At 62.5% G+C, this 19,767-nt stretch carries 18 protein-coding genes; 14 read left to right on the top strand and 4 right to left on the bottom strand.

The genetic code is table 11. The features are described 5' to 3' along the window. The first annotated feature begins 111 nt into the window (after window positions 1–111). From NYQ83_RS13430 to NYQ83_RS13420, 3 genes are all read left to right on the top strand, one after another. Window positions 112–852 carry a sugar transferase gene (locus tag NYQ83_RS13430; RefSeq protein WP_261215287.1) on the top strand — a complete coding sequence of 247 codons (741 nt, stop codon included), beginning with the start codon at window positions 112–114 and terminating at the stop codon, window positions 850–852. After that, on the top strand, window positions 842–2,818 hold the full coding sequence (locus tag NYQ83_RS13425) for a polysaccharide biosynthesis tyrosine autokinase (protein WP_261215285.1): 1,977 nt from the start codon (window positions 842–844) through the stop codon (window positions 2,816–2,818). The genes NYQ83_RS13430 and NYQ83_RS13425 overlap by 11 nt, the downstream gene beginning before the upstream one ends. A gap of 184 nt (window positions 2,819–3,002) precedes the next feature. Further along, window positions 3,003–4,460: an O-antigen ligase family protein gene (locus NYQ83_RS13420; protein WP_261215283.1), complete on the top strand. Its 1,458-nt coding sequence runs from the start codon at window positions 3,003–3,005 to the stop codon at window positions 4,458–4,460. A gap of 52 nt (window positions 4,461–4,512) precedes the next feature. Here NYQ83_RS13420 and NYQ83_RS13415 read toward each other — a convergent pair whose 3' ends face one another. Then, window positions 4,513–5,949 carry a lipopolysaccharide biosynthesis protein gene (locus NYQ83_RS13415; RefSeq protein WP_261215282.1) on the bottom strand — a complete coding sequence of 479 codons (1,437 nt, stop codon included), beginning with the start codon at window positions 5,947–5,949 and terminating at the stop codon, window positions 4,513–4,515. Then, window positions 5,919–7,250 carry a glycosyltransferase gene (locus NYQ83_RS13410; RefSeq protein WP_261215280.1) on the bottom strand — a complete coding sequence of 444 codons (1,332 nt, stop codon included), beginning with the start codon at window positions 7,248–7,250 and terminating at the stop codon, window positions 5,919–5,921. Before NYQ83_RS13410 ends, NYQ83_RS13415 begins: the two co-directional genes overlap by 31 nt. A gap of 316 nt (window positions 7,251–7,566) precedes the next feature. On the opposite strand from NYQ83_RS13410, the gene NYQ83_RS13405 reads away from it, so the two are divergent. After that, window positions 7,567–8,775: a glycosyltransferase gene (locus NYQ83_RS13405; RefSeq protein ID WP_261215278.1), complete on the top strand. Its 1,209-nt coding sequence runs from the start codon at window positions 7,567–7,569 to the stop codon at window positions 8,773–8,775. A gap of 518 nt (window positions 8,776–9,293) precedes the next feature. Here the strand turns inward: NYQ83_RS13405 and NYQ83_RS13400 are convergent. Then, on the bottom strand, window positions 9,294–9,638 hold the full coding sequence (locus tag NYQ83_RS13400) for a hypothetical protein (protein ID WP_261215277.1): 345 nt from the start codon (window positions 9,636–9,638) through the stop codon (window positions 9,294–9,296). 553 nt (window positions 9,639–10,191) lie between these two features. Between NYQ83_RS13400 and NYQ83_RS13395 the strand changes: the two genes are divergently transcribed. After that, on the top strand, window positions 10,192–10,947 hold the full coding sequence (locus NYQ83_RS13395) for a 4'-phosphopantetheinyl transferase family protein (protein ID WP_261215275.1): 756 nt from the start codon (window positions 10,192–10,194) through the stop codon (window positions 10,945–10,947). On the opposite strand, the gene NYQ83_RS13390 is transcribed toward NYQ83_RS13395, so the two are convergent. Then, complete coding sequence (locus tag NYQ83_RS13390; protein WP_261215274.1) at window positions 10,942–11,748, bottom strand: IclR family transcriptional regulator; 807 nt, start codon at window positions 11,746–11,748, stop codon at window positions 10,942–10,944. The two genes, NYQ83_RS13395 and NYQ83_RS13390, sit on opposite strands and share 6 nt — an antisense overlap. A gap of 112 nt (window positions 11,749–11,860) precedes the next feature. Between NYQ83_RS13390 and NYQ83_RS13385 the strand changes: the two genes are divergently transcribed. From NYQ83_RS13385 to NYQ83_RS13345, 9 genes are read left to right on the top strand one after another with little or no spacing between them, the layout of a single operon-like run. Then, a complete protein-coding gene (locus NYQ83_RS13385) occupies window positions 11,861–13,213 on the top strand; it encodes a UbiD family decarboxylase (RefSeq protein WP_261215272.1) in 1,353 nt (450 codons plus the stop codon). Next, window positions 13,200–14,231, top strand: a complete 1,032-nt coding sequence (locus tag NYQ83_RS13380) for a DUF4392 domain-containing protein (protein ID WP_261215270.1) — start codon at window positions 13,200–13,202, stop codon at window positions 14,229–14,231. The genes NYQ83_RS13385 and NYQ83_RS13380 overlap by 14 nt, the downstream gene beginning before the upstream one ends. Beyond that, on the top strand, window positions 14,216–14,944 hold the full coding sequence (locus tag NYQ83_RS13375) for a hypothetical protein (protein ID WP_261215268.1): 729 nt from the start codon (window positions 14,216–14,218) through the stop codon (window positions 14,942–14,944). Before NYQ83_RS13380 ends, NYQ83_RS13375 begins: the two co-directional genes overlap by 16 nt. After that, on the top strand, window positions 14,941–16,041 hold the full coding sequence (locus tag NYQ83_RS13370) for a pyridoxal phosphate-dependent aminotransferase (RefSeq protein WP_261215267.1): 1,101 nt from the start codon (window positions 14,941–14,943) through the stop codon (window positions 16,039–16,041). Before NYQ83_RS13375 ends, NYQ83_RS13370 begins: the two co-directional genes overlap by 4 nt. Then, window positions 16,038–16,832 carry an ABC transporter permease gene (locus NYQ83_RS13365; protein WP_128290880.1) on the top strand — a complete coding sequence of 265 codons (795 nt, stop codon included), beginning with the start codon at window positions 16,038–16,040 and terminating at the stop codon, window positions 16,830–16,832. The genes NYQ83_RS13370 and NYQ83_RS13365 overlap by 4 nt, the downstream gene beginning before the upstream one ends. Before the next feature lie 13 nt (window positions 16,833–16,845). Beyond that, a complete protein-coding gene (locus tag NYQ83_RS13360) occupies window positions 16,846–17,622 on the top strand; it encodes an ABC transporter ATP-binding protein (RefSeq protein ID WP_128290881.1) in 777 nt (258 codons plus the stop codon). Between the two features lie 18 nt (window positions 17,623–17,640). Then, window positions 17,641–18,651 carry an ABC transporter substrate-binding protein gene (locus NYQ83_RS13355; protein WP_261215265.1) on the top strand — a complete coding sequence of 337 codons (1,011 nt, stop codon included), beginning with the start codon at window positions 17,641–17,643 and terminating at the stop codon, window positions 18,649–18,651. Between the two features lie 19 nt (window positions 18,652–18,670). Continuing rightward, window positions 18,671–19,252, top strand: a complete 582-nt coding sequence (locus tag NYQ83_RS13350) for a UbiX family flavin prenyltransferase (protein WP_261215264.1) — start codon at window positions 18,671–18,673, stop codon at window positions 19,250–19,252. Continuing rightward, window positions 19,253–19,735 carry a hypothetical protein gene (locus NYQ83_RS13345; RefSeq protein ID WP_261215263.1) on the top strand — a complete coding sequence of 161 codons (483 nt, stop codon included), beginning with the start codon at window positions 19,253–19,255 and terminating at the stop codon, window positions 19,733–19,735. Window positions 19,736–19,767 lie beyond the last annotated feature (32 nt).

Genomic DNA, 19,767 nt, shown 5'->3' with positions numbered 1-19,767 from the left:
GGCGCATTCCTGTTTCACTCAAGTTTTGACTTAACGAGGATGTTGACAGGAATTCTAACAAATGTCTAACTGAAATTAGGATAATTTTAATCTTTGAGGCTGGTGCTGTCGATGAGCGAGCTTTCGGACTTCGAGTTTGCCTCGCGTCCCGGCAATGCGTCGGCCAGTCCTGTTGCCGTGCAGGAGGCCGCGATCCTGGCGCGGCGAATGCCTGTCCTCGTGAGGGGGGACTGTGATGTCGAGGTTGGAGAGGGCAACCCTTATCTCTTCGCGTCCTCCAAACGGACGGCCGACATTGTTATGGCTCTCGCGCTGATCGCGCTCTTTCTGCCGCTGATGGGGCTCATCTATGCCGTGGTCAGGATCACGAGCCGGGGTCCGGTCATCTTCCGCCAGGAGCGAAGCGGTCTGCGAGGGCAACCCTTCCAGATCTACAAGTTCCGCTCGATGTATTTCTCGATCGGCGAGGATTTTCGCCAGGCCGGTCGCAGCGACGGGCGCGTGACGCCGGTCGGCCGGCTTCTGCGCATGACGAGCGCGGATGAGCTTCCACAGTTGTTCAACGTGCTCTTCGGCGACATGTCGATCGTGGGGCCACGCCCCCATGTCGCGTCGCTCGATGCGGCGTATGCCACGCTCGTGCAGGGCTATCCTGGCCGTTTGCAGGCGCGACCGGGCATCACCGGGCTCGCCCAAATCCGCGGGCAGCGGGGCGAGACACCGACGGTGGAGGTGATGCAGGCGCGCGTCAATTCCGACCTGGAATATGTCCGCGAAGCCTCGCTCCTCCTTGATGCCCGAATCCTCGCCGTGACCATCATCTACGTGTTGTTCAGCAAAGATGCGTACTGACCCTTTCTCCATCGCCGGGGCGCAGGAGACGCCCGCTCAATCCGGCGTCGAAACCGGTGCCGGCAGTCTTCTGTGGATGCTCCGCCTCCTCGTCCGGCGCAAATGGGTGGTGGTGCTCGTCGCCGCGGTCGTCTTCATGGGGATGGCGGCGGTGATCGCGAAACTGACGCCGTCCTATCGCGCCACGGCTCTCGTCCTGCTCCCTTCGGTGCCGGTTGATGATCCACGGACGGCCGAGGAAAAGACCGTCTCACCCATGCTGCCTTCCTTCATCATCGCGTCGGAAGCGGCCGTTTTGGGCAGCGAGGAAGTTGCCCGCAGGGTCATCGAGACGCTCGATCTCCAGGACGAGCCGAGTTTTGCCGAGAAACCGTCCTGGCGAACCAGGCTGCGGAGCTGGAGCGCGCGCTTCCTCGGAGAAAACGAGGTGCGACCCTCGGCCTGGAGTGCCGACGAGCTCGAGCGGGACCGGCTTCTGCAAATCTATATGAAGAAGCTCTCCACCTATAATGACGGTTTGTCGACGGCGGCCCTGATCAGCTTCACCTGGAGCGATCCGCATCTCGCCGCAAAAATCGTCAACGCGCACGCGGCGGCCTATATCGGCATGCAGGTCGAGCGACGCACGCTCGCGCTCCAGCATGTCGTCGACCTTCTGAGCGGGCAGATGCAAGAGCGGCGTGCGGAGGTCGAAGCGGCGATGGATGCGCTGGCATCGGCTCAAGCCGTATCGGGCGGGAACGCGCCGCTCGCTGGTTCAGTCCTCGGTTCAGGGGCCGGTCCGGTGGCAGGTTCGCTCGGAGATTCGTTGCCGGATCTCCAAAGCGATCTCGACAGAGCCCGGGGTGCGCTGGCGCAGACACAAAGCCGGCTTGTCGAGGCCACATCGAGATTGCACGACGGCCAGCTGCAGAGCGCAGATTTCGTCGCCGACGATGCAAAAGTCGTGTCGCGGGCTTCGGTGCCCACGCGCCAGATCTTTCCCAAGGTGGCGCTTTTCCTCCTCCTTGCCGCCATCGTTTCCCTCGCGGCGGGCCTCGCGGTCGCGATGGTGGTCGATCATCTTGCAAGCCGGTGGCGGCGCAATGCCGCTCAGGTCGAAGGCATTGGTCTTCCGATCTTGGGGGCGATCTCGCTCAACGTCTTAAGCCGCCTACCGTCGAACCGAGGCAGCCGTGTGAGGTTCTGGGAGGAAATCCGTTTCGTCCGGAACCGCCTGCTTCATGACAATGGAAAACCCACGCGCGTGGTGCTTGTCGTCTCGGCGATGCCGCGGGAAGGCAGGTCGCTTGCCGCGGTCGCGCTCGCTCAAAGCTTCGCGGCGACAGGGAGAAGGGTTCTCCTGCTGGATGCCGACCTCCGGCATGGGGCGGGTGACCATGCGGCCGCGCCATCGGCTGGGAAAACCGGGCTCAGCGATCTTCTCGGTGCGTATGGCGGGAAGGGACAAGCCGGGCTGCGTGACGCGATCATGGCGGTCGAGGGGACCTCGCTTCATGTTCTCGCTGCCGGGAGTGCTGCTGGAAGTGATGCAAAGGCCATCGATGCTCTCGCATCGCCGGTCTTGCCGAAGCTCATCGAAGTCCTCAGACGTGACTACGACGTGATCGTCATCGACAGTCCGCCGCTCAACGTGGTCTCCGACGCGACCTCCCTCGCCACGCTCGCCGATCAAACGCTGCTTCTCTGTCATATCGGGCGTTTCTCGCCGGATGCCGTCGACCAGACGATCACGCTCCTGCGTGCCTGCCGCGCAGAGATCGCGGGTGTCGTTCTGACCGGCAACAGCGTTTTCGCGAAAGAGGGCATTTTGCGCCACGGCGCGCCGGTCTCGTCGCGGGCGCAAAAGGGGCTGACGAAACTGCGTCCGACCCTCGCGGGCGCCTCGCTCGTGAAGGCCTATCCTACCCCGCAGCCCGTTGGTGGGGCATCCCTGCCGGAAGCTGCGGCCGCCTCTCCGTCCTAGGATGAGCGCCGGGGGACCGGCGGTTCCGCCGCCGGCGAGCGACACTGGGCCAGATTGGGTCTCCGAGGGAGCGTCGCGCGCCCGTGCTTCCCCAAGCGGATCCGCGCCCGCCGGCGGTGGGCCGGGTCGTTTCGTTTCTGCTTCTGGCGGGCCTGCTTCGCGTGGACCTGCTTCTGACGGGCTTTTGGGCCGTGCCTTGCTGCAGGTGCAGGTTCTGGCGCTGATCGGGATCATGACGGCGCCTGCGTTCACGAGGGCGGCCGGCCTTCTGCGGCTTGGCCTTCCGGCGGGGGCTCTTGCCGTTGCCGTTTTCTTTCTGCTCCGGGGCGATATGAGGCGGTATATCGCCTTCTGCCTGTGGCTCTTCGTTCTGACGCCGTTCATCCGGCGGATGGTCGATTTTCACGCCGGCTTTCTCGATTACAGCCCTCTGCTGCTTTCGCCTTATGCGGCGCTCGCCCCGTCTGCCGGCGCCCTTGCCTTTGCCATGGCGAATCTCCGTCACCCAATGTCGGCCGGGCTTCTCCTCGTCGTTGCCGCTGCGGTCTATGGGCTGATGTTGGCCGCTCTCAACGGCCAGTTTCTCCCTGGTGCCTTTGATTTCCTTCTCTGGGTGTTGCCGGCCGCATTCGGTATGTTCGTGGCGTGCAACCCCTCCTGGGTTGGACAGCTGCGGCGCGATCTCACCGTGTTTTCGCTCTTCGCGGGCATCGTTCTCGGCCTCTACGCGCTCTATCAGTTTCGCTACATGCCCGGCTGGGACGCGCTTTGGATGAAGAAGACGCTCATGCCGACGATCGGCGAACCCTATCCCTATAAGGTTCGCGTCTTCGCCACGATGAACTCGCCCGCATCCTTGGCCTTGTTTCTGCTCCTGCCGCTGTCGATGCTCATCGTTTCAAAAGACGCCCTGCGCTGGGTCGCTTTGGCGCTCGGCTTCGTGGCGCTCGGCCTCACGGCGGTGCGGACCGCCTGGGTCGGCATCTTCATCATCGGTGCTTATTGTTTTCTCCTCGGCTCCGGCCGCATCAGAACCTCGATGCTTGCGCTCGCCCTCGTGCTCGTGGTGGTGGCGCCCATGGCCTTGCTGACCGACCAGGGGACGAGGATTGTCAGTCAGCGGATTGAATCCATGCTTGATGCCCGCTCCGACGTCAGTGCCAATGAGAGGCTTCACGTCTATTCGGCGGCGTTCGAGGAAATGGAGCGGCATGTTTTCGGCTCCGGTCTCGGGGGATCGCGGGCCGATCCGGCCACCAAGAGCGGCGTTCAGGCGATGCAGATCGATAGCGGCCCGATCGCCGCGATGCTGGCGGTGGGTGTCGTCGGCGCTCTCGTTTATTACGTCGGGATCGGCTTCGTCGTTGCCTTTCTCTTCGTTCAGGGCGCCGCGTTGAAGGCGGAGGAGAGGGCGCTCGTTCTCGCCTCGCAGGCGATCGCCGTGTCCTATCTCGTGATGAGCCTCCTGATCCCGGCCACTTTCGGGGAGCATGGGGTCGTCTTCTGGTTCATGCTCGGGATGGGGGTGGCGCAGATCACGGCTGCGCGTGCGAAGATGCGCCTGCCGTCACAGGATCGAGCCTCGCTGGATGCCGGCGTCGTGGCCGGCCCTGTCGCCGCCACCCTGCCCACGCACCCCTGATTGCCGCTTTCAGGCCGGGATCGATGGCCGGCAGCGTGCCGCCTGGTGCCTCTTACAGATGGATGAGCCGATCACGCAGATAGCGGAGGTCCGCAAGGGTCAGATAAGGACGCGGCAGCGGCAGCTTCAGCGAGATTTTGATCCCGATCAGGATGAGGGTGAGGCGGAGAAGCGTGACCGCGAGGATCGCCCAGGCCGCTCCGAGTGCGCCGTCACGGGAGGCCATCACGTAAACCGAGACCAGCATGGCCGCAAAGCATGTCGCCTCCACGGCGGAGACATAGCCCGGGCGGTTCAAGGCCTGGAAGAGCTGCGCGCTGATATTGGCGAGGCCGAAGATGATCGCCTCGGCAAGAAGGACGTGGAAGATTGGAACCACGGGCGCGAATTCCTGGCCATAGAGCAGCACCAGGAGCGGCGGTCCCCACCACATGCCTGCCAGCCAGGTGATCAGCAGAAGGGCAAGGGCAAAGCGAAAGGTCTGGTCGAAATGGCATTTCGCAATGTTCGCTTCGGCCCTCGCCATCTTGGAGAGGAGCACGCTGTTGATCGGCATGATCCACGCCATGGCGATGCGTGAAAAGCTGAAGGCGATCACATAGAAGCCGAGCTCTGCGGGGGCGACGAGGCCGATCAGGATCAAACGGTCGGTATATTCCGCACAGGTGGTGACGATGTCGGCGGGCCCGGCGCGCAGGCTGTAGGAGAGCATCGATCGTGCATGGCGTCGAAAATCGCCTCGTGCGACGCCCATGCGGACCAAGAAGGCCGGAATCTGCGTGACGACAGCCAGGCTGATACCCGCAATCGACGCCAGGACGGCGGCTTGCCAATTCAGGTCGGCGAAGCCCAGCACTCCCATCAGCGCGAAGAAATAGAAAAGGTTGGGGGCGAGGCGGCCGTAATTGTTGAAGGTGAAGGCGCCCAATCCGATGAGGACGCAGCACAGAAGCGCCTGCGAACCGCCGAAGACAGAGGCAAGAGCTGCGATGCGGGCGTAGAGGATCGCTTGCTGATCGTACTGCGTCATCAGGTGGGGGATCGCGAGGAGCGCGACCGTCAGAACGAGGCTTCCCCAGCCGGCCGCCAGCATAAAAGCGATCTGCGCGATCCTTGCCCGGTCATCGCGGTTCTTGGCCACATGATAGGTCGTGGCGGCGCCGATGCCGGCCGTGGAGATCAAAGCCAGGAACTGCGTCCAGAGCACGACCGCGGAATAGATGCCGCGACCATCCGGCCCGAGCAGCCGCGCGGTGATGATGCCGGTGACGATGTTGACGAAGAGGATGGCGGCAAAGGTCGCCATCGATTGCATGACGGCATAGATGGCGGTGGGCGCTTTGAAGATCCGGCCCGGCAGATGCAGGAGGCTTGCGGCGATAATGGCGCGCATGGATGGGGCGGCCGCGGCGCCATCGCCACTGATGGGCGCGATGTCGGCTTTCGCCTGATCGGCTCCTACAACCACAGGGCGGGCTTCCGGGTGCATTCGGGCCCTTCTTGATTGGCGGTGCCGGGATTGCCTTTGATGAGAGCCGGGTTTGCCTGTGAGGAGTCCGGCCGAGAGGCCGCGAACAGGCCCAGATGCCAGCGCGGACCCGGGGTGGTTTCTTCGCAGGCGAGCCGCATCCTGCGGTCGCCGAGAACCCTCTCGTAGATCTCGGCAATGCGGGCCCGGAAGACGTCCGGCGAAAACTGCTTCCGCGCGATGCTCGCGACAAAAGAGGCAGGTACGTGCTCTTGCTGTCTCAGGACCGCGAGCACGGCCTCAGCCACGGCGTCCGCGTCGTCCCTGGGGACGAGAGTGCCTCCTGTCTCCGTGCAGACGGCCTCGCGCACGCCGCCGATATCCGTGGCGACGACCGGTCGGCCCACGATTTGTGCCTCGGCGAGGACCATGCCGAAGGATTCGTTGCTCGTTGAGGTCAACGCCACGACATCCATCCCGGCCATCCACGATGGCATGTCGGCCTGAAAGTCAGTGAAACTGACCCGGCCGCGCAAGGCCGGGGTCTCCGCCACGCGATGGAGACGCTTTGCGTAGTCTTCCTTGTCTTTGAGGGCGAGCGGTCCGACGACCCAGAAATGCGCGCCGGGCTCCTGAGCTGCGATCTTCTCGGCAGCCTCAAGGAAAATATGCTGCGCTTTTCGCGGCTCGATGACGCCGAAGATGCCGATATTGTAGCGTGCGCCTTTTTCGACGATCGGCGCGGCAGGGCGTGCTCTGGCCGCCTTTTCGATGAATTCCGGATCGACGCCGTTCGGGACGATCTCGATGCGTTCGTGGGAGACGCCGATCGTCTCGAGAAGTTCGCGGCTCGCTCCGGAAACGCAGATGAAGCGGTCGACATGACGGGCGGTCCAGCGGAGCGCGAGGCGGTGCTGTGGTTTGATGGGCAGGACTTCATGCACATGCATGACGACCGGAATGCCGAGGCGACGGGCGGCGGGGAGCGCGTACAGCGCACCGACCGGGTGGTGAACGTGAACGAGCTTGATCTCTCCGGAGGCGAGCAGTCGTCCAATCTGGCGGCTGCCGGCTCGCCACGCCTGGAGATAGTGCCATAGTGCGAGAGGGTCCGAGGTGGCGCGCATCCGCTCGAAGCCGCAATCGGCAAGCGGGATCGAAAGCGAGCGGGCCGCCGCCGCAAGATCACCGCCGCCGGGGCAGGCGAGGACAGGGGAATAGCCGTAAGGCTCCATTCCTCGCGCGAGCGTCAGGATCACGCGCTCGGCGCCGCCGAGAAAGCCGACGCGGCTCACATGGAGAATGGCGCGCTCTGCACACATGCTGGGACCTCTGTCTTCAACCCTTGGCGCACGGGCGCGGACCCGTGCCGAGCGTCTGCTCACAACGGTGTGCCGTTTGGCTAAGTTTTTAGATGAAGACGGAATATTCTTGGCGCAGTCAATATAGAATGCTAATTAAATTATAATTATGCTAATTCCTGGATGGGCCAGGCGCTCGAATGGTGGAAAGCCGTCGCAGAGCGGGTGCTGCGGGATCGGGGCTGCGGTTGGGACGCACGCGTGTGGTCGCTGTGCCAGCCGGCCGTCGTCTCCTTCGGAAGCGGCAGGGCGAGGGGTTTTCGGGTCTGGAGGGAGAATGCGGGTTGCTCTGATCCACGAAGCGCTGACCGTCTACGGCGGGGCGGAAAAAGTGCTCGAGGAGCTGATGCGGATGTTTCCGGAGGCTCCCGTCTTCGTTCCGCTCTACGAGCCGTCGGCGTTTCCTGAGATTTTCCATAAGGCCGATATTCGTGCCACTTGGATCAACCGGCTCCCGCTGGTGCGGCGCCATCACCGCGCGCTCTTTCCCCTCTATCCCCTGCTGATGAGCTCGATCGACCTCTCCGGCTACGATCTCGTCATCAGCAGCTCTTTCAACTTCGCGCACAACGTGGTCACGCCACCGGAGAGCTGCCATGTGTGCTACTGCCATTCCCCGCCCCGCTTTCTCTGGGATTACAACGCCTATGCCCGGCGCGAGGGCTTTGGCGTCTGGAAACGGCGGGTCGTGGAATCCATGCTGCCGCGGCTTCGTTCCATGGACCGGGCCGCGGCGCAGGGGGTCGATTTCTGGGTGAGCACGAGCACTCTCGTGGAACAGCGGATCCGGAAAACCTACCGCCGTCGCAGCACCGTCATCCCCCCGCCTGTCGATGTGAACGAGTTCCGGCCAGGAAGCGGTCGTGGCGAGTACTTCCTGCTCTTGATGCGTCTCGTCGGCTGGAAGCGGCCCGATATCGCCGTAAAAGCCTGCAGCGAGCTCGGCGTGAAGCTCGTCGTGGCCGGGGACGGCCGGGAGATGCGGCACCTCAAGGCCCTTGCCGGGCCGAGCGTCGAATTCGTCGGTCGCGTGGACGGGGAGGCGAAGGCCGAGCTTTATCGCAATTGTACCGCCCTGATCCTCACCTCGGTGGAGGATTTCGGCATCACGCCGCTTGAGGCGATGGCCTCCGGGCGTCCCGTGATCGCATTGGGTGAGGGGGGCGCTCTCGACACGGTCGTCCCCGGCGAGACCGGGGAGCTGTTTGACGAACAGACCTGCGAGAGCCTCAAACGGACCCTCCGACACTTCAATCCGGAGCGCTATGATCCTGCTTTCATTCGCCGGCATGCAGAAATTTTCGACAGCCGCCAGTTTCGGACAAAGCTGAACAGCTTTCTCGGTCGCTCGGTCCGCCTCTACTCTCAGAGGATGAGCGAAACCCGTGTCGCCAGCGTGGATGAGCCAGACCTCGGAGGGGGTCCAGAGGCGCGTGCTTCGGGCTGGCAAGAGAAGCCTCGGTTTCCGGCGCAAATCCAGCTTTAAGTTTTGTGTACTGATAGGTGTTCGATCGTTCAATCTTTCCAATCTACAAGGAAACCGGAAAGTTCCCTTAGAAAATAGATGGTATTTTAATTCAATTTGAAATCCATCTTGTTATGTCTCTCATTTCTCCATATAATTTTTCGAGGTGATTGCTTGTAGGTGCGTGTTTATGCCGTGTCGCGATATCTCCACTGGCGAAAGCTGTGAGCAATGCCGTTTCTGGGCGCGTCAAGGCAATAAATTTGCCGGGGAATGCCGCCGTTACCCGCCGCACTTTTCCGAAGGGTCACATGGTCGCCCGCTGGAATTGAAGCGGGTCTATCCCATGGTCCCTCCAACGGATTGGTGTGGAGAGTTCCGGCCAAGAGTGGCGGAGCTGCTTTAAGCACGGATCGCGCTTCAGTCGGGGCTCGGGCGCCGACATGTCGAGGCACATTCGATGATCACACCGCTGTCTCCGGAGGTCGGCGGTGCGCGATTTCGGGATGCGTGATTTCGGGGATGCCGCGCAGAGGCCGCTATGAGCGCCGATCATTTTCCCAGATCGTGTGGATGCGATGCGCGCTTGGTGTCGAGATCTGAAACAGTCTTGCCACTTCGATCTGTTTCATGCCGCGATCGAAGGCGGCATAGACCGCGGTCTTGCCGAGGCGCGTCAGCCGGTCGCCCTTTTTCCAGGCGGGGTTGAACGCGCTGAGGTCGACAGGGCTGGCCTGCCCGCCCGGGCGGAGTTGTGCGATCGCCTCGTCGAGCGCAGCCGCCGCGGCGAGGCAATAATCGCGCTGCGCCTCCAGGTATCTGACTTTCGTCTCCGGTGAGAGGATGTCGTACTCAGGCCTCTCCAGGAACGGCCGCATCATCATGTTCGAAATTCTCCCTCCGGATTGGTGATCGGAAACGTCAGGTGGCCTGCCGGGCGTCCCGAATCGTTGGTTTCCAGCCTAAATCTTGTTCATGGGGGCGCGAATTTCTAGAGCAATAGGATAAAATTGAGGCCTCTACTGCTACATTTTGTTGACTTTTTCTATTTTCTTGATGTGATGCCAGCCTACGTAATCCGCGACCCCTGCCGTCTCGGACCGATGCCGCTGCGGATTGAAGGTGTCGAGGATATGTTGGCGTATCGGGGCCTCTTCCTTGTCTGTGCTGCTGCCGGGTGCTGGTTCGCCTTGTATTGGGTGGTGGGCTGTGCCGCCTCGGCAGAAAGCGGTTCGTGTCGGGTGCCGGATCCCGAGCGGATGGCCGTTCCATTCGAATTCGCCCGGACGTTCCTCTCTCCTTTTTACCCGAGCTATGCGCTGAATATCGGTGTCCTCCTGCCGCAGGTCGCGGCCTATCGAATTGTCCTCACGGGTAGCAAGGCAGGAGGTCTCATCGAGAGAGAAGCAGGTATGAGCGGGGTTCTGCTCCGCCGGAGTGGGTGATGCCGTGTCACCTTCGCTGGTTGAAGATGACATCCACATCTGGACCTGGCGGCTTGACAGCGAATTCCTGAGTGCGTGCGGTGACTGGCTGACCGCTGAGGAGCGAGATCGCTGCGCAGAGCTGCCTGAGCCCCATGCTCAGATCCGCTTTGCAGCGGGCCGCAGCGGTCTCCGATTTCTGCTGGCCCGTTATCTCGGGGGCGAGCCTTCGGACGTCATTTTGAAAGAAGATCGGTTCGGGAAGCCTTGCCTCGGCTTGGACGCCAGCCTGGCGTTCAATCTCTCGCATGCCGGTGACATCGCTGCCGTCGCACTGTGCCGTGGCGGTGAAGTGGGGATCGATATCGAGGTGGAAACGGCGGGGCATATCGAGCTCCGCGGGATCCTCTCTGCGGAGGAGAAGCGGCAACTTCACCTGCTCGGCCTGCCGCTCGACCGTTCCGTTCTGCTTCAGATCTGGGTTTGGAAGGAGGCGGTGTTGAAGGCGTCGGGTCTTGGTCTGTCGGTTGATCCCGCCAAGGTCGTTCTCACTTTCGAGCGGCAGGGACGCCGGCTCGTGGCACGAAACGGTACGGTGCCAGGTTTTGGCTCTTATGAGCTTCGGAGTTTTGTGCCGGTGCCGGGGTTTGTCGGGGCGGTGGCCGTGACGCGGGAAGGTCTGCGGATGCTCTCTTTCTCGCTTTGCCGCGAACATCTGAACGAGGCATGCCGGATGTGGTCGGACTTGGGTCGGAGCAAGGCCTCATAACTTGCCCGGACCGCCCTCCGTGTAGCCCATCTCCAGAGAGATCCGTGACGCGGCGTTGCAGACCTGCCTGACCAATTCATCCTGACGGGCTTCGTCGAAGCGGTACATGGGCAGCGTGACGGTGATGGCACCGACAGGGCGGTGCTGAAGGTCGCGCACGATTGCGGAAATGCCGCCGGCATCTTCGGAAAGCTCGCCGCGATTGATGGCGAAGCCGCGCATACGGATCTCGTCGATCTGGCCGCGAAGTGCCTGCGGGTCCGTGATTGTGCATGGTGTGTGGCGCGGCAGGGTTTCTGCAAGGATCGCTTCGATCTCTGCTTCGGGCGCGAAGGCCAGTAGCAGCTTGCCCGACGCCGTACAGTGGGGTGCGTTGCTCTGGCCGGGTCCTGCATAATGCGTAATCGCGTTGGTGCCGATGACCTGGTCGAGGCTGATCGCTTCCAGCCCGTTCCAGACGCTGAAACTCGCCGTCTCGCCTGTGTCGTGCGCCAGCCGCTCCATGTGCTTGTGCGCGATCGTGGAGATGCCGCGGCTCGTGAGGATCGGCGCTGCGATGGCGATCAGGCCAATGCCCAGGATGATGCGTTCGCTCGCCGGCTCGCGCTCCAGAAGCCCCTCGTCTTCGAGCGTGGCGACGACCCTTGAAATCGAGCTTTTGTGGAGCCCGATGCGGCGCGCGATCTCGTTGATGCCGATGCTTCCCCCTGCCTGCGACACGCAGCGCAGAACCTCCACGGCGTGCCTTGCTGCGACAACCCCGGGGCGGCGGGCGGCTGGTTCTGCTGAATTCTTGGGCATCGCTGCATTCTGACCTTTTCGAGGCATCTCGTGCTTGACCTCTGTCAGATGAAAGTCAATCATAGCTAAACGCAACAGCGTTGCGCAATGCGCAACAACAGGAAACGATTTGATGAAGGCCAAAACGGCATTCCGTGAGGTGGTGCGAGAACTCGAGGCGCGAGGCGCCCTTGCAACCGTCTCGCGGCAAGTTGATCCCAAGCACGAACTGACGGCTGTCATGCGGCAAATGCAGAAGAGCGAGAACAAAGCGCTTCTGTTTCGTTCCGTTGCCGGTTCCGACCAGCCGGTCGTAACCAATGTCTTCGGTTTCCGCAGCCACGTGGCGGCTGCTCTCGGTCTCGAAGAAGCCGATCTGCTTTCTTCGCTCGTCCAGTTGGAGAACCAGCGTCTTCCGACAGAAAGAGTAGACGAGGCTCCCGTTCAGGAAGTCGTCGTGGCTGGCGCCGATGTCGACGTCTCCCGCGATATTCCGCAGGTGGTGTTCTCGGAGCTCGATGCCGGGGCCTATCTGACGGCCGGTGTGTTGATCGCGCCGCATCCGGAGACCGGTGTCTACAATGCCTCATGGAACCGTTGCCAGCTCGTTGGCGGCGACCGGATGCGGGTGCGGATGATGCCGCCTCAGCATCTTGGGCGCTATCATCAGGTGGCGGAGGAAAAAGGGCAGAATCTTCCCTGCGCCATCGTCATCGGAGCGCCTCCGGGAGTGATGTTTTCAGCTGCTTCGAAAGTGCCCTTCGAAGTGGATGAGCTGGAAGTGGCCGGCGCCTGGCAGGGCAGTCCCTTGCGCGTCACGCGCTGCAAGACGATCCCCGTCGATGTGCCGGCGGATGCGGAGATGGTGATCGAAGGGGAAGTCATCGCCGGCGTGCGCGAGGATGAGGGTCCCTTCGGCGAATTCACCGATGGTTACGTGCCGGTGATGAAGAACCACGTCTTTCGTGTGACCGCCATCACGCGGCGCCGCGATGCGATCTATCATGCGATCCTCGCCGGCGGCACCGAAGATCTCAATCTCGTCGGCGTTCCGATCCAGACCGAGATCTACAAAAAAGTCTCGTCCTTCGTGCCGCGCATCCGCGACATCGCCACTCCTGGCTATGTCTTCGGCTGCGTGATCTCCATCGAGAAGAAGAGCGAGGATCAGTCGAAGAATGCCGTGCTTGCGGCTCTTGCTGCCTATTCGTGGACAAAGGTTGTCGTTGTCGTCGATGAGGACGTTGATCCTTTCAACGCGGCCGATGTTCTATGGGCGATTCAAACGCGTGCGACGCCCGATACCGGCGTTTACGTTTTTCCGCGTGTGCCGAGCTATACACGCGAGGACGTGCGGGAGGTGCATCGCGGCAAGATCGGCATCGATGCGACCGTGCCGCTGCATATGAAGAAATTGTTCGAGCGACGGCGCTTTCCGGGAGAATCTGACGTGCGTCTGGAGGAGTATATCGATGGCGGGTGTTAGCCTCGAGAATATCGGCGAGGCGATCGACCATCTGGTCACGGCGCCCATGTCGAATTGGACGATCCTGAAAGGCATTCCGCTTCTGAAGCTATATGCGAGGGCCCGGGAGAAAGCTGGCGGGGAGGCGGTGACGCTCACCGCCACGCGCCTTCTGGAGAGCCGCGTTGGGCCAGGTGACCGGGTCCTCGTCTTGAGCGGCTTCATCATGCGAGATTACGGGCTGCCGGAAACGGATGGGCCGATCGGCGCGGCCGTTCTGGCCCGAGCCCTTGCCGTCGCTCTCGGCGCCGTGCCGGTCGGTATCTCCGAGGCCTCGGTGGTGCCCTGCATGGAGGCGTGTTTTTCGGCTGCGGGTCTGATCCCGGCCACGCCTGATACCCTCGGCTCCGGACGCAATCGCTGCGCACTCCTCGACTTTCCTGTCGATGCGGCCGAGGCGGAGCGCGCGGCGGCCGAACTTCTCGACCGCTATCAGCCGAAAGCCGTCATCGCGGTCGAGCGGCCGGGCGCCGGCGCGGACGGGCATTATCACGGCGGCGGCGGTTTCGAGATCTCTGGCTTCACGGCCAAAACAGACGTTCTCTACCGGATGGCACGCGAGCGTGGCATCGCCACGATCGGTATCGGCGATCTCGGCAACGAGCTCGGTATGGGCACAGTCGCCGACGAGGTCCGGGAATATGTGCCGCTCGGCGAGACGATCGCCGCCGAACAGCCGGCCGACGTGACGGTCGTCGCCAATATCTCCAACTGGGGCGCTTACGGGATTGCCGCCTGTCTCGCCGCCTCGACTGGACGCGAAGCCGCTTTCCACGACGGGCGAGAGGAAGAGCGGCTGATCGAGGCTTGCGTGCGCGCAGGCGCGATCGACCCCGTCGGCGGGCAGTTCCGGCTCTATGTCGACGGGACCGACGCGCGCACCAATGCGGCCATGGTCGATCTGTTGCGCTCGCTGGTCGTCTTGAGCCGGGAAGGTGCCAACGTCACAGACTATCAGACGTCATGGCAGAAGCGGTGACCGCGGGCTCCGCTCTCTCCAGGCGCCGCGTCGGCCTCATCGTGCCGTCGGTCAATGCGGTGATCGAGCCGGATTGCGCGCGTATCGCCTGGCCCAATGTCACCTTTCATGCGACGCGCGTCATGCTGCGCGAGACGACGCCCGAGGGCCTTCGTCAGATGAACGATGGCGTTGCGGCCGCCGCCGATCTCATCGCTTCCGTCACCCCCGATGTCGTCGCCTTCGCCTGCACCAGTGGCTCCTTCATCGACGGCGAGGAGGGCCTCGCCCGCCAGATCGCTTCGATCGAGGCGCGCGTCGGTTGTCCCGTCGTTTCAACTTCGCGCTGCATCGTCGCAGCGATGGCCCATCTCAACGCGACTAAGGTCGCCCTTGCGACGCCTTATCTCGACGAGGTGAATGCGGCCGAATTGGCCTTTCTTGAAAGCCATGGCCTGACGGTGACCAAGCTGCGCGGGCTCGGGCTTTCCGGAAAGGCGATCCGCGAAGTGCCGCCTGAGCGTGTGAAGGAGCTGGTGCGTGATGTCGATACGCCGGACAGCGAGGCGATTTTCGTGAGCTGCACCGATCTGCGGGCGCTCGAGGTCGCCGAGGAGCTTGAACATGAATGCGGCAAGCCGGTTTTGACGAGCAACCAGGTCACATTGTGGGGCGTCCGCAATGCTCTCGGCGGGGTTCCGGCGGTCACAGGTTACGGGAAGCTGCTCGCATGACGCTCAACCCGCAAAGCGCCGAAATGTCTTCGACGCGCCTCTACGAAGCCGAGACCTCTCCTGATTTGATCGCCGAGCGGTACGGTCTTGCCCGCGAGGCCGTCATCGACTTCTCCCTCAATGTGAACCCTTTCGGCCCGCCGTCCGCTGCCGTCGAAGCCGCGCGGCGTGCCTGCGGTGCCATTCACCTTTATCCCGACCTCAATTATTCGCAGCTGCGGCGGGCGCTTGCCGCGCGCCACCGCGTCGACGAGGCGATGTTCTTCTTCGGCGCCGGGCTCGACGACGTCATCAAGCTCATTCTGCAGGCCTGGACGAGCGCGGGCGACGATGTCCTCGTGCATCTGCCGACGTTTCCGCGTTACGAGCTCGAGGCCTCTCTGCGCGGCTGCCGGATCGTTGCGGTGGAAAATGACGAGCCGGAGCTGATCGACGCGGGGCGGATCGAAAGCGCGCTCGTGGCGCACAAGCCGGCGCTCGCCTTCATCTGTTCGCCGAACAACCCGACCGGCGCGCGTCTCACCCGGAGCGAGATTGCGCGGCTCGCAGAAGCGGCGCCGGAGACCATCCTGGTCGTCGACGAAGCCTTGATCAATCCGGCAGAGGAGGGGGCCGTCGGCCTCGTCGCCAATCACCGCAATCTCGTTGTCCTGCGCACCTTCTCGAAATATTTCGGCATTGCCGGAATGCGTGTCGGCTATGCGATCGCGAGCCCGGATCTCGTGGCCGTCGCCGAGGTCGGGCGGCCGCCTTTCAACCTCGCTTTGCCGTCGCTCGACGCGGCGATCGCGGCCCTTTCAGACCGTGAGTTTCTCGCCCGCTGCAAAGCGACCTTTGCGGAAGAATTCGCGCATTTCCTGACGGAGATCGCGTCCGATCCACGCCTCAAGGTGCGCGGCCACAACGCCAATATGATCCTCCTCGATCTCGGCGGGCGCGATCCGGGAGAGGCGGCCGAAAACCTCGCGCGCCGCGGCCTCATCGTCGCCGACGCCACATCCTTCCACGGGCTTGAAAAGGATCATGTCCTGCGCATTTCTCTGCGCTCACGGGCGGACAACGACAGGCTCATCAAGGCCTTGAAGGAGCTGCCATGACCGCCTCGTCGGGACGGGCCGAGAAAAAGGGGCGGGGCAAGGCGCGCCTGCCCTTCGACAGCCTCATTCTGTGCCTTGCCGTCGTCCTCGCCTGGCAGGCGGTCACATATTTCGGCGATGTTCCCGCCTATCTCCTGCCGCCGCCTTCGGCGATCGCGGAGCGCATCTATTCCGATTTCGGACTGCTCTTCAGCCATTCTCTGGTCACCGCCAAAGAGGTCCTGATCGGCTTTCTTCTGTCGATCGTGATCAGCGTCCCGCTTGCCGCGATCCTGGCGCAGTTCCCACTGGTCGAGCGGATGCTCTATCCGCTTCTCGTCGCCTCGCAGACGGTGCCGAAGGTGGCGATCGCGCCGCTGCTCGTCGTCTGGTTCGGCTTTGGGCTGTTTCCCAAGATCCTGATTGCCTTCCTCATCTGCTTCTTCCCGATTCTGGTCGATTCCCTCGTCGGGTTTCGCTCCATGCCCAAGGAAATCGCCTGGCTCGCCCGCTCCACCGGGGCCTCGCGCTGGAAGGTCTTCCTGCATTTCCAGGTGCCGGCAGCCCTGCCGAACATCTTCGCCGGCGTGAAGGTGGCTTCGACACTCGCCATTGTCGGGGCAATCGTCGGGGAGTTCGTCGCCGCCGACAGCGGGCTCGGCTATCAGCTCATCGTGGCGAATGGTTCGCTCGACGTGACGCTTTCATTCAGCATCCTGATCGTCTTGAGCGTTATGGGGATGCTCTTGTTCGCCCTCGTCGATCTCGCCGAGCGCCTGGCTCTCCCCTGGCATGTCTCGCAGCGCTCGTGAGGAGACGGTGACAATGGAGCCCGCCCTCGATTTTTCCGCCGTCAGCAAGACCTTCACGACATCCAGCGGGCCGGTGAAGGCTCTCGACGATGTCAGCTTCTCTATCGCAGAGGGCGAATTTCTCGCCGTCCTCGGGCCGAGCGGCTGCGGCAAGAGCACACTCCTGTCTCTCGCCGCCGGTCTGGAGCGTCCGACCTCCGGGGGCGTGAAGACGGCGGGCCGGGTTATCGATCGGGCCGTCACCGACATCGGCATCGTCTTTCAGACCGATGCGCTGCTCGATTGGCGCAGCGTCCTTCAGAACGTGATGATCCAGCCGCAGATGCGCGGCCTCAGGACGAGCGAGTATGAAGGCAAGGCACGCGAGCTTTTAGAACTTGTCGGGCTTGCCGGCTTTGAGGAGAAATATCCCTACGAGCTCTCGGGCGGCATGCGCCAACGAGTCTCCATCTGCCGTGCGCTCGTGCACAATCCTTCGCTTCTTCTGATGGACGAGCCTTTCGGGGCGCTCGACGCGCTGACGCGCGAACAGATGGTGATGGAGCTACATCACATCTGGCTTCGCACCCACAAAAGCGTGATGTTTGTCACGCATGATATTCAGGAAGCGGTTCTCTTGGCACAGCGTGTGCTGGTCATGACGCCGCGGCCTGGCCGAATTGCAGAGATCATCGAGGTGGATCTCCCTCTCCAGCGCACACCAGACATTATGGAGAGCGAGAAGTTCACGCAGAAAGTCGCCCATATCCGCCACCTCTTCGAGGCACATGGTGTGCTGAAGAAGTACTGATATTTGGAGAAGGATCGAATGAAACTCACGCGACGCACTCTTCTTGTCTGCGCGACGGCGCTCGGATTGACCCTTCCCGCGGGGATGACCGAGGCCCTGGCGCAGGACAAAGACCTCAAAAAAGTCACCGTCCGTCTCGCCTTCAACTACAACGGCCACCGTTCGCCGTACCTCCTGGGGGTCGACAAGGGCTTCTACGAGGAAGAAGGCCTCGATGTGGAAGTCCTCGAGGGCAAGGGCGTGACATCGTCCATGCAGCTCGTCGCCAACAAGCAGGACACTTTTGCCATCATCGATCCCCCCTCGCTGATGCTGGGTGCGGCCCAGGGTATGCCGCTGCGCATCGTGGCGCAGCTCTACCAGGTGAGCCCCAATGCGGTGATTAGCTGGAAGGAAGAGAACATCAAGAAGCCGGCCGATCTCGTCGGCAAGACCGTCGCCACATTGCAGGGCGATACGACCACGACCATGCTCTATGCGCTTCTCGCTCGTAACGACGTGGAGCGTAACGAGGTCAAGATCGTGGCGACCGACGGCGGCACTCGCAATCAGACATTCCTGGCGAAGCGCGCCGCAGCGCTGACCGGCTTTTCCAACGACTCCTATCTCGGCATGAAGGCGACCACCGAGGATGATGTCGACTACTTCATGTATTCCGATTTCGGCATCGACACGATGGGCGACGCGCTTGCCGCCAATACCGATACGATCGAAGAAGATCCGGAAATGGTCGCCGCCTTCGTCAAGGCGACCTTGCGTTCCTATTCCTACGCCCTGGAGCATCCGGAAGAGGCGATCGAATCCCTGATCAAGCGTTCGCCGACCGGCGACAAGGATGTGGCGGTGGAGAAGCTCAAGGCGACGGCGGAGCTGATGACCTCCGACGTGACCGAAGAGCACGGCATCGGCTATTCCGACAAGGCGCGCTTCGAACAGACGCAGGAGCTGATGGCGGAATTCGGCGGGCTGACCAAGACGGTGGACGACGTCTCGGTCTATTACACCAACGATTTTCTCCCGAAGAACTGAAAGAGGTAGGTAAGTTCTCGTGCGCAAGCGTCTCGTCGTCGGTATCAGTGGTGCATCCGGTGTCATTTACGGGGTTCGGGCTCTCGACCTGCTTCGCGAGCTCGACGTCGAAGTGCATCTGGTGATGACCAAGTCCGCACAGATCACGCTGGCGCACGAGACGGACCTGAAAGTGGCCGATGTCCACGCCCGCGCCGATGTCGTTTACAAGCCTGAAGACATCGGCGCGGCAATCGCCAGCGGTTCCTTCCGCACGGAGGGGATGCTGGTGGCGCCGTGTTCGATCCGCAGCCTTTCCGAAATTGCCTGGGGTGTTACGGCAGGGCTCCTGAGCCGCGCCGCCGACGTCGTCTTGAAGGATCGCCGGCGTCTCGTCCTCATGGTCCGCGAGACACCTTTGCATCTCGGGCATCTGCGCACGATGACCCAGGCGACGGAAGCCGGCGCTATCATCATGCCACCGGTTCCCGCGTTTTATGCCAAGCCCCGATCGCTCGACGATATGGTCGAACAAAGTGTGGCTCGCGCCCTCGACCTTCTCGGTCTCCACAACGACAAGGTCCGTCGCTGGGGCGAGCCGACGCCACACGCCGAGGCCTGAATGTCTGAAGGCGGCGAAAACGGGGATGCTGAGCCCGACCGGCTGGCGGAAGACGCTCTTCCCGACCCCCGCATCAACGCGTTTCTCGCCTCGCACCACGTCCTCGCGCTTGCCTGCTCGGACGGGGAGGAGGTTTGGGCCGCGAACTGCTTCTATCTATGGCTGCCGCAATGGACTTCGTTCGTAATCTTGACCGATGGCTCGACCCGCCATGCGGAGATGATGCGCGTGCGAGACCAGGTGGGGGGCTGCGTCGCGGGGCAGCCGGAGAAGGTCGAGGATATTAAAGGCGTGCAATTCTCCGCGCGTGCGACATGTCTTCCCGATGCGTCTGCCAGCGCGGTGCGGGCTCTCTATGAAGAGCGCTTCCCCGTTGCGAGCAAGATGCCGGCTCCGGTCTGGCTCCTCGCGGCGGACTTTCTCAAATACACCGACAACAGTCTCGGCTTCGGCACGAAAATCCTCTGGAGCCGCAAAGACTGACCAGCTTGGTGGAGAGGAAATCTCCTCCGTCG

The sequence above is a fragment of the Afifella sp. JA880 genome (assembly GCF_025379905.1).
Classification (GTDB): Bacteria; Pseudomonadota; Alphaproteobacteria; order Rhizobiales; family Afifellaceae; genus Afifella; species Afifella aestuarii.
This window is presented reverse-complemented; position numbering and strand designations above follow the sequence as displayed.